Here is a 14,154-nt window from a genome sequence, read left to right as displayed (position 1 = left end):
GCCCGGCATGAGGGCAAGCACGGCGGCGCGTCCGCCGTGCCTCCTCGCATTACTCAACGTGCTGTTCAGGCGTGCGCACGTATACGCGCAGCAGTTCCTCGTTGTCGCCCGGGCGGGCGCCCGTCCAGAACAGTTTCCATTCGTCGCCGGGCGCCGGATCGACGGCCCGCACGCCCTGGACGATCATCCAGGTGCAGCGCGTCGTCTTCGCGTCGGCGATCGGCGTGTGCTGGATGCCGGAAAAGTAGTACAGCATCGGCGCTTCCGATTCGCCGAGCCCGTGCAGGCTCGCCATGCAGTCGCCGTCGTTCCATTCGAGCGCGAGGTGCGCGTTCAGGTCGTCGAACACCGAGCGGTAGCTCTTCGCGACATCGAGCCACGGCAGCAGCAGCGTGTAAATGAGCCCCCATGCAACGAGTGCGCCGGCGCCCCACGACAGCGCGCCGCGCCAGACGCCCGTCGTACGCAGCTTCGGCAGCAGCGTCAGCCACCCGACCGTCAGCGCGAGCGCACCGACCACGAGCGCGGGTTCGATCGGCATCGTCCAGTCGAGCGGCAGCCAGCGGCCGAGCAGCGTCAGATCCTTGCGCGACGCGGCCGGATCGGCCATTACTGCCCAGATGGCCCAGGCGAGCGCGGCGGCCGTGCCGAACAGAATGCGGCTCAGGTAGTCCCACGCGAGATGCAGCTGGCGCGGCAGGCGGTCGATGGCCTGTGCGGCGACCAGCGCGAGCGGGGCGAAGAACGGCAGGATGTAAAGCTGGCGCGACGTCGCGGACACTTGCAGCACGACGAGCCCGACGACCGTGAACATCACCGGCAGCGCGATGCGCGGCGTGCGCCAGTCGCGCCACGCACCCCGCGCGAGCGCGACGATCGCGAGCGGCGCGACCGGGAAGCCGACGAGCAGGAACGCACGCAGGATGAAGAACGGCTTGTCGTTTTCCGCGCCCAGTTGGGGGACGGAGAAACCGAAGAAGCGGCCGACGTTGTTATCCCAGAACCACGTCATGAACAGCGTCTCGGAGCGCAGGAACAGTGCGGTCGGCCAGACGAGCGCGAACGGCGCGAACACCAGTGCTGCGATGCCGAGCGAGCGCGCGAACGCGCGGGTGCGGCAGGCCGGATAGAGCACCAGCGCGCCGACGAGCGTGGCGGCAAACACGAGCGGTACGAACAGCCCCTTCGTCATCAGCGCGATGCCGACGCCCGCGCCGAAGATCGGCGCGGCCCAGCGGCCCGACGGCCGGACCGGTAGCCCGTGCCGCATCTGCTGCGCGCGCGTGACGTGCTGCATCACGAGTTCGAGCAGCCCGCAGAACGCGATTGCCGTGCCGGCGAACAGCGCGACGTCGGTCATCATGTCGTGCACGTGCTTGATGACGACGAGCGTCCCGGCGCTCAGCACGACAGGACCGATCACGCGCAGGTCGAGCCAGGCGTCCGCGCGGCTGGCGACGCGCGCCGCGCGCGCGATGAAGCCGAATGCCAGTGCGGCGAACAGCGCGCTCGCGAGCCGGGCCGCGTCGTGCAGCGGCATGACGCGCTGCAGCAGCCAGGCGAGGCTGGTCGCGACCCACGCGTAGAGCGGCGGTTTTTCCATGAACGGCAGGCCGGCATTGGTCGGCACGACGAAGTCGCCGGTCTCGAGCATGTGCTGGATGATGCCGAACGTGTAGGTTTCGTCCTGCTTCCACGGATCGTGGCCGAGCACGCCCGGCAGCGTATACGCGCAGATCAGTGCGGCGACGAACAGCCACGCGCGCCAGCCGAGCAGGCGCAAGCGTTCGCGCGTCGTGCCGGTGGCAGCGGTCGACGCGACGACGGGCGTGCCGGCGGCGTCGAGCGATGCGGTGAGTTCGGCGTCGGCGGTCGAATGGGTGTGCGGGGCCGGAGCGGGCACAGACGTGCGTCGCCGGCTGGGCGCTGCGGTTCCAGGCATGGAAGGAATCTCGGGTCGAGTCGAGCCGGTCCGGCGACGTGGGCAGGACCGATTGGGGCCATATCGAAGGCCAACGGACGGATGTTTATGACACCTGTCTGAATGTCCGCTAGTAGACCACGGAATTGTTACGGTGGATTACCGTTCGTGTCACGAAATTGTGGAGATTTGTGGTGTCGTGACGACGGATTGCTTCGGACGGCGGTTTTTGATGTGCGGCAGTGCGGACTTACCGGCCGCCGCCGACGTCGAGCAGGGCGCCGGTCGTGTAAGACGCCGCGTCGCCGAGCAGCCAGACGATTGCTTCGGCGATCTCCCGCGCTTCGCCCGCGCGGCCGAGCGGCGTCGTGGCGCCGAGGCGGGCCGCACGGCCCGGCTGGCCGCCGCTCGCGTGAATGTCGGTCTCGATCAGGCCGGGTCGGACCGCGTTGACGCGCACGCCGTGCGGGCCGAGTTCCTTCGCGAGGCCGATCGTCAGCGAGTCGACCGCGCCTTTCGACCCCGCATAGTCGACGTATTCGTTCGGCGAGCCGAGCCGGGAGGCGATCGACGATACGTTGACGATCGCGCCCCCGCGGCCGCCGCGGTCGGTGGAGAGCCGGCGCGCGGCTTCGCGCGCACACAGATACGCGCCGAGCACGTTGGTGTCGAACATCCGCCGCAGCCGGTCGGCCGGCATGTCGGCGAGCGGCATCGACGGCGCAACGATGCCCGCGTTGTTGACGAGCGCGTCGAGGCGGCCGAATGCGGCCGTGACGGTGTCGAACATCGCGACGACATCGGCTTCGTTCGCGACGTCGCCCGCGACGACGCACGCGCGGCCGCCCGCGTCGCGGACGGCCTGCGCGGTGAGTTCGGCCGCCGCCGCGTCGCGCGCGTAGTTGATGCCGACGTCCCAGCCGCGCTCGGCCGCGAGCACGGCGGTCGCGCGGCCGATGCCACGGCTCGCGCCGGTGATGAGGACGGCCTTGCGGTCGGACGGTGCGGTCATCGCGTGCGGGTTCCGGTGACGGTTACTTGGCCGCGTCGGGCGCCCACTTGTCGCGGGCGGGCGGCTGGTAGCGGCGCAGTCGCTCGATCAGCTCGACGGGTTCCGACTCGACGCACAGTGCGTCGAAATAGGCCGGACGCATGAAGCCCTCGTCGACCGTATGACGCAACAGCGCGATCAGCGGATCGTAGAACGAATCGATGTTGTAGAGCGCGACGGGCTTGCGGTGATAGCCGAGCTGCGCCCACGTGTAGACCTCGAAGAGCTCCTCGAGCGTGCCGGCGCCGCCGGGCATCGCGACGAACGCGTCGGACAGGTCGGCCATCATTTTCTTGCGGTGGTGCATGTCGGGCACGACGTGCAGTTCCGACAGCCCCGTATGGCCGACTTCCTTGTCGACGAGCAGTTCGGGGATCACGCCGACCGCACGGCCGCCGGCCGCCATCACTTCGTCGGCGATCACGCCCATCAGGCCGACCCGGCCGCCGCCGTAGACGAGCGTGAGGCCCGCATCGACGAGCGCGCGGCCGAATGCGCGCGCGGCGTCGGCATAGACGGGCCGCACGCCGGACGACGAGCCGCAGTAAACACAAACAGCCTTCATTGCTTGGAATCCTTGGCGGGTGCCTGCCCGGTGACGACGGGGCTGTCGGCGGGGCGCGGCGAGCCGTCGCGCGGCGGCAGGTAGTCGGTGAACTGGCGCTTCGGCAGCTTGCCCGAGACCAGGTCGTCGAACAGCTGGCGCGAACGGCCGCGCAGGTACGGTGCCATCACGGAGATCACGTGCATGCTGACCTGGTGCAGTTCCTCGCGGATCGCGTCCTGGTCGTTGTATTTGCGCGGATGCATCACGTACTGATACGACAGCCAGTACGTCGAAATGACGGCCATGTTGGTGGCGATGACTTCGATCTCGGCGGGCGTCGCGACCATCTCGGCGTCGGACACGAGCAGCTCGCACATGTCGCGCGCGAAGCGCACCTTGTGGCTGATGATCTGCTTGAAGTGCGTCTCGAGCGTGCGGTTGCGGGCGAGCAGATCGTTGAGGTCGCGATACAGGAACCGGTAGGTCCACATGAAATCGGCCATGTACTGCAGGTACGACCAGGTTTCGTCGATCGTCGGACGGTGATCTTCGGGAAAGCGCAGCCGCCGTTCGATCTGCTGCTCGAACTGCGCGAAGATGCTGTTGATGATGTCGTCCTTGTTGCGGAAATGGTAGTACAGGTTGCCTGGACTGATTTCCATTTCCTCGGCGATCGTCGTGGTGGTGACGTTCGGCTCGCCGATCTCGTTGAAGAGTTTCAACGACAACTCGAGAATCCGTTCGCGGGTGCGGCGGGGAGGTTTCGCTTCCATGTCGTCCGGCCCTGTGTGTGCCGGACTGGCGGGCGCTGCAATCGATGCTGCGTGATTCGTCCGGCGCGGGTTGCTGTTCTATGTCTAGCGGACGATTATAAACCGGGGTTTCGCCACATCGGGGCATTTCGTGATCGCCGCGCCGCGCGGCGCATGGTGCAGCGCCGCACGCGGGCGGTGCGCCAGGTACCCGCGGGGCAGCCGTCTAGAAGCCGAGCCAGCGTGCGACGACGGGGCCGAGCACGAAGCCCCACGTCGTCACGCACGCGAACAGCGCGACGGTCACGGCTGCGCTGCCGAGGTCCTTCGCGCGCTTCGAGAGTTCGTGACGCTCGAGCGAGATGCGGTCGATCGCGGCCTCGACGCTCGAGTTCAGCAGCTCGACGATCAGCACGAGCAGCACCGACGCGATCAGCAGCGCACGCGATGCCGCCGGCACCGGTGCGAACGCGCCGATCGGGAGCATCAGCGCTGCGAGCGTGAGCTCCTGGCGAAACGCGCTCTCCTCGCGGATCGCCACGCGAAAACCGTTCAGCGAATGCTTGAGGGCGTACCAAGCGCGCGTGATGCCGCGATGGCGCTTGTACGGGTTCGGCGGCAGCGGCGCGAGCCGATCGTCGGGGCCGAGCGGCTCGTGCGCGTGCACGTCCGCGTCGGCGTGCGGCTCTTCCTCGTCGAACGGGCGGTGCCGTTGCGGCGTTGCGTCGGGGGGCGGGATTTTGTCGTTCAGGTCTCGTTTCAAACGGCGGCACCTTCTGCTGGCGAGTACGCGGTCTTCGGCAGCGGCTTCAGATGCGACGCGAACTGCTCGGATGCCGCGCGCCACGAGAAGCGTTCGGCCCACGCGCGCGCAGTGGTGCGTTCGATCTTCAGCGCCTCGAGGCAGGCTTCCTGCAGGTCTTCGTGCATTGCGCCGGCGTCGCCTTCGCCGAGCACGTCGATCGGGCCCGTCACGGGATACGCGGCTACCGGCGTGCCGCAGGCGAGCGCCTCGAGCAGCACGAGGCCGAACGTGTCGGTGCGACTCGGGAACACGAACACGTCGGCCGCAGCATACACCTTGGCGAGCTCGGCCTGTGACAGCACGCCGAGATAGTTTGCTTCCGGATAGCGCGACTTCAGCTCCGCGAGCGCGGGGCCTTCGCCCGCGACCCACTTCGAGCCGGGCAGGTCGAGGCGCAGGAATGCCTCGACGTTCTTCTCGATCGCGACGCGGCCCACGTACAGGAAGATCGGCCTCGCGGTATTGAGCACCTTCGATTCCATCGGCCGGAACACGTCGAGATCGACGCCGCGTGTCCACAGCACGACGTTCGTGAAGCCGAATTTCTCGAGGTCCTGCTTGACGACCGGCGTCGGCGCCATCACCGCGAGCGACGGGCCGTGGAACCAGTGCAGGAAGCGGTAGGTCGCGGCGAGCGGGATGCCGAAGCGCGCCTGCACGTATTCCGGAAAGCGCGTGTGGTACGCGGTCGTGTACGGCAGCTTGCGCGAACGCGCGTAGCGTCGCGCGGCGAGGCCGAGCGGGCCTTCGGTCGCGATGTGCAGCGCGTCGGGTGCGAACGCATCGATCCGCGCGCGCAGTTTGCGGTACGGCAGGATCGACAGGCGGATCTCCGGGTAGGTCGGGCAGGGCACCGTACGGAATTCCAGCGGCGTCAGCAGTTCGACGCGGTGGCCGAGCGCGGTGAGTTCGCGCGACGTGCTCTTCAGCGTGCGCACGACGCCGTTGACCTGCGGTTCCCACGCGTCGGTGACGATCATGATCTTCATCGCGGCTTTGTCCTGTAAGTAGGGGGGTGTCAGGCAGTGGCCTTGGCCTTGCGCGACGTGGTCTCCGTCGGTGCGGTGCGCATCACCGTCCAGTAGACGATCTTCAGTTCGCCTTCCATCGTCTCGACGAGTGCGGACAGGCTTTCGACCCAGTCGCCGTCGTTGCAGTACAGCACGCCGTCGATGTCGCGGATCTCCGCCTTGTGGATGTGGCCGCACACGACGCCGTCGCAGCCGCGGCGGCGCGCCTCGTCGGTCATCACGGTCTCGAACTGGGAGATGAAGTTGACGGCGTTCTTGACCTGGTGCTTCAGGTACTGCGACAGCGACCAGTACTGGAAGCCGAGCCGGCTGCGGATCCGGTTGAACCAGCGGTTCAGCACGAGGATCAGCGTGTAGAGCGTGTCACCGAGGTACGCGAGCCATTTCGCGTGCTGGATCACGCCGTCGAACAGGTCGCCGTGCACGATCCACAAACGTTTGCCTGCGAGCGTCGTGTGGAATGCCTCGCCGCGCACCTGGATGTCGCCGAACGCGAGATCGCAGAACTGCCGCGCGCCTTCGTCGTGGTTGCCGGGGATGTAGACGACCTGCGTCCCCTTGCGTGCCTTGCGCAGGATCTTCTGCACGACGTCGTTGTGCGCCTGCGGCCAGTACCAGCCCTTCTTCAGCTGCCAGCCGTCGATGATGTCGCCGACGAGGTACAAGTACTCCGAATCGTTGTGGCGCAGGAAGTCGAGCAGGTACGGCGCCTGGCAGCCGCTCGAGCCGAGGTGGATGTCGGACAGCCAGATGGTGCGGTAGCGGTGGGCCGACGAGTCGGGGTCGTCATGCTGCGTGGCGTGCCCCGCAGGCGGGTCTTGCGAGACCAGCCCGTCGGTTGCGGCAGAACCGGACAGGAATGCTGTGGCGGCGCGGGCGCCGATGGGGTGACGGAACAGGGAGGTCGCGGACGTTTTCTGGCCCATGCATGACTCGCGCCGGTTGACATTACCGGCATTCCGCCATGCGGGCGTGACTGTGCCATGACAGTCACGAGACGTTCTTATTACGACCGCTGCAGGGTGTTTAGCAGTGAATGATGGGGCGTTGCGTAATGTGCCGTACAGAACGGACGGTCATTGTCGGGCAGCGCTGCCGGGACGGGCGGAAGTCGCCTCGGCGAGGTGTTTTCGTCAGGCGAATGCCGCGTGTCAGCGCGGTATCGCGACGACGCGCGTGCGGGCGATCCGGTCGTGCGGAAACTGCCGCCCGGCATGCAGCCGCGCGGCGCCGGCCCAGACGGCGATCCATGCGGCGGTGAGCGCGAGCGTGACGGGTACCGACAGGCCGAGGAGCGGATGCAGCGCGAGCGGCGGCAGGAACCACAGCCAGCCGAGCGCATAGCGGACGAGCGCGTGACCTGCGCTCAGCGGGCGGCCGCTCGACGATTCGAGCCGCAGCCGCCAGGTCTTCATCGGCAGCGTCTGGCCGCCGTGGGTCCAGAACCAGACGAAGTACGCGCCGACCACGAGCGCGATCCAGGCGGCGAGCAGGTTGTGATGGACGAGGCCGTTGCGTTGCTGCGTCGCGAGGCTGAACGCGAGCCCGGCGAAGAACACCACACCGAACAGCAGCACGCCTTCGTAGAGCAGCGCGGCGAGGCGCCGCCGCACGGACGGCGCGGCGGCCGGGGTTTCAGGTGCGTGGGCGTTCGCCACGGGCGCTCAGGAGCCCTTGAACAGCGAGGGCGCGTCGGCGGGCGACACCGGCGCTACGGCAGCCGGCGCGGATGCGGTGCCGGCCGTCGACGACGCGGGCACCGGCGGCGCGACGGCTGCCGAGACGGGCGCCGGTGCGGTGGCCGGGCCGCTTGCCGGGTGTTCGTGCGAATTGACGAGGCGGCGCACGTCCCGGTCGGCGACGGTCGGCGGCGCACTGACGACGCTCGGCCGGCGGCGGCGCTCGGCGGCCGCGAGACGTTCCTTCTGCTCTTCCGGGAGTTGCTGGTATGCCTTCCACGCCCGCTCGCGCGCCTGCGCGGAAAGCTCCTTCGCGCTCTGGTAGTTCTCGCGCGCGACGCGGCGCTGCTCGGGCGTCATCCTGGCCCATTCGGTCATCCGGTCCTGCAGGCGCTTTTGGTCATCGGGCGTCAATTTCGCGAAACGCGACGCGATCTTCAGCCATTTACGCTTGCGGGCATCGCTGAAGCCGTCCCACTGGTCGGCGAACGGCGCGAGCGCCGCGTGCTGCGCCGGCGTGAGGCGCGCCCACGACAACGGGCCGGTAGCGGCCGGCAGCGGCAGGGGCAGCGGGGGGAGTTCGGTGCTCAGCCCGGTCGCGGCCGATGCGGGCGCGGCAGGGCTGCTGACCGCGGCGGTGGTCGTCGCGGGGGCCGGGTGGAATCGTGGGTAAGTGGCGACGTAGGAAACGGCGATCGCGATTACGCATCCGAAAAATACGGCCAGGCCGCGCTTCTGACTCACCCGTGCGATCCCCTCGTTATTGTCTGTTAGTGAGCGCGCGACAGATACGCGTTGAACCCGTGGTCGAGATACGCGTTGAGCGGCAGGTCGTCGCTGAGCATCGCCGCGTCGATATCGGCGAGTTCGGCGGTGCGCTGCATGTCTTCCCAGTAGGCGATGCCGACGAGCCCCGCGAGCAGCAGGGCCAGCGGCCACGCGCGCAGCAGGCGGCGCGCGAACGACGCCTGCGGGCGGCTCGCGGGCGCCGTGCCGTACGCACCGGCCGCGCCGGCGAAGGCCGGTACGAACACCGGCACGGTCGCGGCTTCGGGCTTCTTGCGCGCGAGCGCAGCCCGGCGGGCGACGGCCAGACGGTCGGTGGTCGCGGCAGGCAGGTCGGCCGCGCACTCGTCCAGCGCGCGGCGCACCTTCAACGCGAATTCGTGTTCTCGATTTGCGGGAGCGGAGCTCATAGCGTGATTCCTTTGGCCTTGAGCGCGTGCGCCAGCGTGTGGGTGGCCCGTGAGCAGTGCGTCTTCACGCTGCCCTCGGAGCACCCCATTGCGGCGGCAGTCTCGGCGACATCCATATCTTCCCAATAACGCATCAGGAACGCTTCCCGTTGACGCGCCGGAAGCTTCTGGATTTCTTCGTCGATCAGGGCCAGAACCTGCTCTCGTTCGAGGCGGTGCTCGCTGCTTTCGACGCCCGCGTTGTCGTCCGCGGATTCGAGTGTTTCGAGCGGGTCGAAGTCGTCGTCGTCGCTGCTGTTCAGCGACGAGAAGAGCGTGACCCACGTGTTGCGGACTTTCTGCCGGCGGAACCAGTCGTGGATCGCGTTCTGCAGGATCCGCTGAAAAAGCAGCGGCAACTCGGCCGCCGGCCGGTCGCCGTACTTCTCCGCAAGCTTGATCATCGCGTCCTGCACGATGTCGAGCGACGCATCGTCGTCACGCACGGCGTACGCAGCCTGCTTGAACGCGCGCCTTTCGACGCCCGCCAGAAAGTCGGCGAGTTCCTTGTCTGATGCCATTCCGTGAAGGTATGCGCTGCGGGCCGCTGCGTGGTGTAAAAGGTCGAAAAATTTCGTAAAACCCGCGGATGCTATCAAATTTTCGCGCCGCTTGGCACCGGGTTGGGCGCCGCACGTTGCGCGCGAGCCGCGGCGGCGGGGTGCCGGGCGGCACTCATGATGCGCTGCGGGATATTTTGCTTGACGACCCCACCGCGACCCGCTATCGTCAATGATTCGCAACATGAAGTGATGGTCTCATTTGAGGCTGGCCCAAGAAGCCTGCCCTTCAAACTGGACGCGCCGCTTGAACCCGAGCCACAAGCCCGGCAGAGAGCACCCGATCAATTTTTTGCCGAAAATTCGAAAGGTCAAAATGAACATGCCCAGCGCGGAATTCTCCACGTCGGAACCCCTTTCCCCTCCCGATAGCGACTCCATCGGCGGTACCGTGCTCATGAAGGCACTGGCCGATGAAAACGTCGAATTCATCTGGGGCTATCCCGGCGGCTCGGTACTCTACATCTACGACGAGCTTTACAAGCAGGACAAGATTCAGCACGTGCTGGTGCGCCACGAACAGGCGGCCGTGCACGCAGCCGATGCGTATGCGCGTTCCACCGGCAATGTCGGCGTCTGTCTCGTGACGTCGGGCCCCGGTGTCACCAACGCGGTGACCGGCATCGCCACGGCGTACATGGATTCGATCCCGATGGTCGTGATCAGCGGCCAGGTGCCCACGGCTGCGATCGGCCAGGATGCCTTCCAGGAGTGCGACACCGTCGGCATCACGCGTCCGTGCGTGAAGCACAACTTCCTCGTGAAGGACGTGCGCGACCTCGCGGAAACCGTCAAGAAGGCGTTCTATATCGCCCGCACCGGCCGTCCGGGCCCGGTGCTGATCGACATCCCGAAAGACATCTCGAAGACGCCGTGCGAATACGAGCCCGTCAAGAGCGTGTCGCTGCGTTCGTACAACCCGGTCACGAAGGGCCATTCGGGCCAGATCCGCAAGGCCGTGTCGCTGCTGCTGACGGCCAAGCGCCCGTACATCTACACGGGGGGCGGCATCATCCTCGCCGACGCGTCGCGCGAACTGAACCAGTTCGCGGACCTGCTCGGCTACCCGGTCACGAACACGCTGATGGGCCTCGGCGGCTATCGCGCGTCGGACAAGAAATTCCTCGGCATGCTCGGCATGCACGGCACCTACGAAGCGAACATGGCGATGCAGCACTGCGACGTGCTGATCGCGATCGGTGCCCGCTTCGACGACCGCGTGATCGGCGACCCGGCGCACTTCGCGTCGCGTCCGCGCAAGATCATCCACATCGACATCGACCCGTCGTCGATCTCGAAGCGTGTGAAGGTCGACATCCCGATCGTCGGCGACGTGAAGGAAGTGCTGAAGGAGCTGATCGAGCAGTTGCAGACGGCCGAGCATGGCCCCGACACCGAGGCGCTCGCGCAATGGTGGAAGGACATCGAGGGCTGGCGCTCGAAGGACTGCCTGAAGTACGACCGCGAAAGCGAGATCATCAAGCCGCAGTACGTGGTCGAGAAGGCGTGGGAGCTGACGGACGGCAATGCGTTCGTGTGCTCGGACGTCGGCCAGCACCAGATGTGGGCGGCGCAGTTCTACCGTTTCAACAAGCCGCGTCGCTGGATCAACTCCGGCGGCCTCGGCACGATGGGCTTCGGCCTGCCGGCAGCGATGGGCGTCAAGATGGCGCACCCGGACGACGACGTGCTGTGCATCACGGGCGAAGGCTCGATCCAGATGTGCATCCAGGAACTGTCGACCTGCCTGCAGTACGACACGCCCGTGAAGATCATTTCGCTGAACAACCGCTATCTCGGCATGGTTCGCCAGTGGCAGCAGATCGAATACAGCAAGCGCTATTCGCATTCGTACATGGATGCGCTGCCTGATTTCGTGAAGCTCGCCGAAGCGTACGGCCATGTCGGCATGCGGATCGAAAAGACCTCGGATGTGGAGCCGGCGCTGAAAGAAGCGCTGCGCCTGAAGGACCGCACCGTGTTTCTCGACTTCCAGACCGATCCGACCGAAAACGTCTGGCCGATGGTACAGGCCGGCAAGGGCATCACCGAGATGCTGCTCGGATCGGAAGACCTGTAACGGCGCGACGCGCGCCTGAGCCCGATGCGGCCGCCTTCACGAAGGGCGGCGCGGCACGCGGCAGCGCGCGGCGCGAGTGAATCGACACGGACACATTCTGGAAGAAGCGAACATGAGACACATCATTTCCGTCCTGCTGGAGAACGAACCGGGCGCGCTGTCGCGCGTGGTCGGTCTGTTTTCCGCACGCGGCTACAACATCGAAACCTTGACGGTGGCGCCGACCGAAGACCAATCGCTGTCGCGGCTCACCATCGTTTCCATTGGCTCCGACGACGTGATCGAACAGATCACGAAGCATCTGAACCGCCTGATCGAGGTGGTGAAAGTGGTGGACCTGACCGACGGTGCACACATCGAACGCGAGCTGATGCTGATCAAGGTACGTGCAGTGGGCAAGGAGCGCGAAGAAATGAAGCGGATGGCGGACATTTTCCGCGGCCGCATCATCGACGTGACCGAAAAGACCTACACGATCGAATTGACGGGCGCGAGCGACAAGCTCGACGCATTCATCCAGGGGCTGGACGCGGGCGCGATCCTAGAGACCGTGCGCACCGGCAGCTCAGGCATCGGACGCGGCGAGCGCATCCTGAAGGTGTGATGCCAGACAGGCACGCCGGGTGCGCCGTCATGTCCCGGCCCGCAGTACTCCATCCGAACGAATTGTTGAATTTTTGAATTAGCGAAGGAACCATCATGAACGTTTTCTACGACAAAGACGCTGACCTCTCCCTCATCAAGGGCAAGCAAGTCACGATCATCGGCTACGGCTCGCAAGGCCATGCACATGCGCTGAACCTGAAGGACAGCGGCGTGAACGTGACGGTCGGCCTGCGCAAGGGCGGCGCGTCGTGGAGCAAGGCCGAAAACGCAGGCCTGTCGGTCAAGGAAGTCGCGGAAGCGGTGAAGAGCGCCGACGTCGTGATGATGCTGCTGCCGGACGAGCAGATCGCCGACGTGTACGCGAAGGAAGTCCACGCGAACATCAAGCAGGGCGCGGCGCTGGCATTCGCGCACGGCTTCAACGTCCACTACGGCGCGGTGATCCCGCGCGCCGACCTCGACGTGATCATGATCGCGCCGAAGGCACCGGGCCACACGGTTCGCGGCACGTACTCGCAAGGTGGCGGCGTGCCGCACCTGATCGCGGTTGCGCAGAACAAGTCGGGCGCGGCACGCGACATCGCGCTGTCGTACGCGGCAGCGAACGGCGGCGGCCGTGCCGGCATCATCGAAACCAACTTCCGTGAAGAAACCGAAACCGACCTGTTCGGCGAGCAGGCCGTGCTGTGCGGCGGTACCGTCGAGCTGATCAAGGCCGGCTTCGAGACGCTGGTCGAAGCAGGCTACGCGCCGGAAATGGCGTACTTCGAGTGCCTGCACGAACTGAAGCTGATCGTCGACCTGATCTACGAAGGCGGCATCGCGAACATGAACTACTCGATCTCGAACAACGCCGAGTACGGCGAGTACGTGACGGGCCCGCGCATCGTCACGGAAGAGACGAAGAAGGCGATGAAGCAGTGCCTGACCGACATCCAGACGGGCGAGTACGCGAAGAGCTTCATTCTCGAGAACAAGGCAGGTGCGCCGACGCTGCAGTCGCGCCGCCGCCTGACGGCCGAGCACCAGATCGAGCAAGTCGGCTCGAAGCTGCGCGCGATGATGCCGTGGATCGCGAAGAACAAGCTCGTCGACCAGTCGAAGAACTAAGCACCGCGTGCTGTTCCGGCCCCTCGAATAGAGGGCCGGTACCAAAAAGCCGCCCGAAGGCAGCAGTGCCCCGGGCGGCTTTTGCTATCCTACGGGCTTTGCAATTCACCGAACACAGAACGAATCCATGAACTATCCTCATCCGATCATCGCGCGCGAAGGCTGGCCGTTCATCGCGATTGCAGCCGTCATCGCGCTGTTGATCCATGCTGTCGGGGGCTTCGGCTTCGCGTGGCCGTTCTGGCTGCTGCTCGTCTTCGTCGTCCAGTTCTTCCGCGACCCGCAGCGCCCGATCCCGGCGCAGCCGAACGCGGTGCTGTGCCCGGCGGACGGCCGCATCGTCGCGGTCGAGACCACGCAGGACCCGTACGCGAACCGCGAAGCGCTGAAGATCAGCGTGTTCATGAATGTCTTCAACGTGCATTCGCAGCGTTCGCCGGTCGATGGCGCGATCTCCAAGGTCGAATACTTCCCGGGCGCGTTCCTGAACGCGGCGATCGACAAGGCGTCGACCGAGAACGAGCGTAATGCGGTCGTGATCCAGACGGCGAGCGGCAAGACCGTGACCGCCGTGCAGATCGCCGGCCTCGTCGCACGCCGGATCCTCTGCTACGTGCGTGCGGGCGAACCGCTGTCGCGCGGCCAGCGCTACGGTTTCATCCGCTTCGGTTCGCGCGTCGACGTGTACCTGCCGCTCGGCAGCCGCGCGAAGGTGTCGATCGGCGAGAAGGTCTACGCGTCGTCGACGATCCTCGCCGAACTCGAACAGTAAGCGGC

At 66.3% G+C, this 14,154-nt stretch carries 15 protein-coding genes; 4 read left to right on the top strand and 11 right to left on the bottom strand.

What is annotated here, in order from left to right:
* Positions 1 to 49 precede the first annotated feature (49 nt).
* The 11 genes from CFB39_RS12895 to CFB39_RS12845 all read right to left on the bottom strand — a co-directional run bounded on the left by CFB39_RS12895 (position 50) and on the right by CFB39_RS12845 (position 9,542).
* The gene (locus CFB39_RS12895; RefSeq protein WP_089473299.1) at positions 50 to 1,942 is read right to left on the bottom strand and encodes a glycosyltransferase family 39 protein; all 1,893 of its coding nucleotides are present in this window, start codon (positions 1,940 to 1,942) and stop codon (positions 50 to 52) included.
* A gap of 229 nt (positions 1,943 to 2,171) precedes the next feature.
* A complete protein-coding gene (locus tag CFB39_RS12890) occupies positions 2,172 to 2,933 on the bottom strand; it encodes an SDR family oxidoreductase (protein WP_089473298.1) in 762 nt (253 codons plus the stop codon).
* 22 nt (positions 2,934 to 2,955) lie between these two features.
* On the bottom strand, positions 2,956 to 3,537 hold the full coding sequence (locus CFB39_RS12885; RefSeq protein ID WP_043188888.1) for a TIGR00730 family Rossman fold protein: 582 nt from the start codon (positions 3,535 to 3,537) through the stop codon (positions 2,956 to 2,958).
* Positions 3,534 to 4,292: a TetR/AcrR family transcriptional regulator gene (locus CFB39_RS12880; RefSeq protein ID WP_021161119.1), complete on the bottom strand. Its 759-nt coding sequence runs from the start codon at positions 4,290 to 4,292 to the stop codon at positions 3,534 to 3,536. The genes CFB39_RS12885 and CFB39_RS12880 overlap by 4 nt, the downstream gene beginning before the upstream one ends.
* Positions 4,293 to 4,497: 205 nt before the next feature.
* Entirely contained in the window at positions 4,498 to 5,034 is a 537-nt protein-coding gene (locus tag CFB39_RS12875) for a diacylglycerol kinase (RefSeq protein WP_039370536.1), read from the bottom strand.
* On the bottom strand, positions 5,031 to 6,065 hold the full coding sequence (locus CFB39_RS12870; protein WP_059531147.1) for a glycosyltransferase family 1 protein: 1,035 nt from the start codon (positions 6,063 to 6,065) through the stop codon (positions 5,031 to 5,033). Before CFB39_RS12870 ends, CFB39_RS12875 begins: the two co-directional genes overlap by 4 nt.
* Positions 6,066 to 6,094: 29 nt before the next feature.
* Positions 6,095 to 7,033 carry a UDP-2,3-diacylglucosamine diphosphatase gene (locus CFB39_RS12865; protein ID WP_069248481.1) on the bottom strand — a complete coding sequence of 313 codons (939 nt, stop codon included), beginning with the start codon at positions 7,031 to 7,033 and terminating at the stop codon, positions 6,095 to 6,097.
* A 225-nt stretch (positions 7,034 to 7,258) separates the two neighbouring features.
* Positions 7,259 to 7,765: an RDD family protein gene (locus tag CFB39_RS12860; RefSeq protein ID WP_089473297.1), complete on the bottom strand. Its 507-nt coding sequence runs from the start codon at positions 7,763 to 7,765 to the stop codon at positions 7,259 to 7,261.
* A gap of 6 nt (positions 7,766 to 7,771) precedes the next feature.
* On the bottom strand, positions 7,772 to 8,530 hold the full coding sequence (locus tag CFB39_RS12855) for a DUF3106 domain-containing protein (RefSeq protein ID WP_089431494.1): 759 nt from the start codon (positions 8,528 to 8,530) through the stop codon (positions 7,772 to 7,774).
* 26 nt (positions 8,531 to 8,556) lie between these two features.
* Complete coding sequence (locus CFB39_RS12850; protein ID WP_089456646.1) at positions 8,557 to 8,982, bottom strand: DUF3619 family protein; 426 nt, start codon at positions 8,980 to 8,982, stop codon at positions 8,557 to 8,559.
* The gene (locus CFB39_RS12845) at positions 8,979 to 9,542 is read right to left on the bottom strand and encodes an RNA polymerase sigma factor (RefSeq protein WP_089425985.1); all 564 of its coding nucleotides are present in this window, start codon (positions 9,540 to 9,542) and stop codon (positions 8,979 to 8,981) included. The genes CFB39_RS12850 and CFB39_RS12845 overlap by 4 nt, the downstream gene beginning before the upstream one ends.
* 355 nt (positions 9,543 to 9,897) lie before the next feature.
* Between CFB39_RS12845 and CFB39_RS12840 the strand changes: the two genes are divergently transcribed.
* From CFB39_RS12840 to CFB39_RS12825, 4 genes are all read left to right on the top strand, one after another.
* Complete coding sequence (locus CFB39_RS12840; protein ID WP_046544741.1) at positions 9,898 to 11,661, top strand: acetolactate synthase 3 catalytic subunit; 1,764 nt, start codon at positions 9,898 to 9,900, stop codon at positions 11,659 to 11,661.
* 112 nt (positions 11,662 to 11,773) lie between these two features.
* Positions 11,774 to 12,265 (top strand): acetolactate synthase small subunit, encoded by a 492-nt coding sequence (gene ilvN / locus CFB39_RS12835; protein WP_011352712.1) that lies wholly within the window; start codon positions 11,774 to 11,776, stop codon positions 12,263 to 12,265.
* A gap of 95 nt (positions 12,266 to 12,360) precedes the next feature.
* The gene (ilvC, locus tag CFB39_RS12830) at positions 12,361 to 13,377 is read left to right on the top strand and encodes a ketol-acid reductoisomerase (RefSeq protein ID WP_039370562.1); all 1,017 of its coding nucleotides are present in this window, start codon (positions 12,361 to 12,363) and stop codon (positions 13,375 to 13,377) included.
* A 127-nt stretch (positions 13,378 to 13,504) separates the two neighbouring features.
* On the top strand, positions 13,505 to 14,149 hold the full coding sequence (locus CFB39_RS12825; RefSeq protein WP_039370565.1) for a phosphatidylserine decarboxylase: 645 nt from the start codon (positions 13,505 to 13,507) through the stop codon (positions 14,147 to 14,149).
* Positions 14,150 to 14,154: the final 5 nt, after the last annotated feature.

The sequence above is a fragment of the Burkholderia sp. AU6039 genome, assembly GCF_002223365.1.
Lineage (GTDB): Bacteria > Pseudomonadota > Gammaproteobacteria > Burkholderiales > Burkholderiaceae > Burkholderia.
Note: the sequence above shows the minus strand (reverse complement) of the source record. Positions and strands in the feature narration are given on the sequence as shown.

Excerpts from the sequence above, each read along its gene's own strand:
- ilvC (WP_039370562.1), top strand. The coding sequence starts at position 12,361 with ATGAACGTTTTCTACGACAAAGACGCTGACCTCTCCCTCATCAAGGGC.
- CFB39_RS12825 (WP_039370565.1), top strand. The coding sequence starts at position 13,505 with ATGAACTATCCTCATCCGATCATCGCGCGCGAAGGCTGGCCGTTCATC.
- CFB39_RS12865 (WP_069248481.1), bottom strand. The coding sequence starts at position 7,033 with ATGGGCCAGAAAACGTCCGCGACCTCCCTGTTCCGTCACCCCATCGGC.
- CFB39_RS12845 (WP_089425985.1), bottom strand. The coding sequence starts at position 9,542 with ATGGCATCAGACAAGGAACTCGCCGACTTTCTGGCGGGCGTCGAAAGG.
- ilvN (WP_011352712.1), top strand. The coding sequence starts at position 11,774 with ATGAGACACATCATTTCCGTCCTGCTGGAGAACGAACCGGGCGCGCTG.
- CFB39_RS12880 (WP_021161119.1), bottom strand. The coding sequence starts at position 4,292 with ATGGAAGCGAAACCTCCCCGCCGCACCCGCGAACGGATTCTCGAGTTG.
- CFB39_RS12840 (WP_046544741.1), top strand. The coding sequence starts at position 9,898 with ATGAACATGCCCAGCGCGGAATTCTCCACGTCGGAACCCCTTTCCCCT.
- CFB39_RS12890 (WP_089473298.1), bottom strand. The coding sequence starts at position 2,933 with ATGACCGCACCGTCCGACCGCAAGGCCGTCCTCATCACCGGCGCGAGC.
- CFB39_RS12870 (WP_059531147.1), bottom strand. The coding sequence starts at position 6,065 with ATGAAGATCATGATCGTCACCGACGCGTGGGAACCGCAGGTCAACGGC.
- CFB39_RS12895 (WP_089473299.1), bottom strand. The coding sequence starts at position 1,942 with ATGCCTGGAACCGCAGCGCCCAGCCGGCGACGCACGTCTGTGCCCGCT.
- CFB39_RS12850 (WP_089456646.1), bottom strand. The coding sequence starts at position 8,982 with ATGAGCTCCGCTCCCGCAAATCGAGAACACGAATTCGCGTTGAAGGTG.
- CFB39_RS12885 (WP_043188888.1), bottom strand. The coding sequence starts at position 3,537 with ATGAAGGCTGTTTGTGTTTACTGCGGCTCGTCGTCCGGCGTGCGGCCC.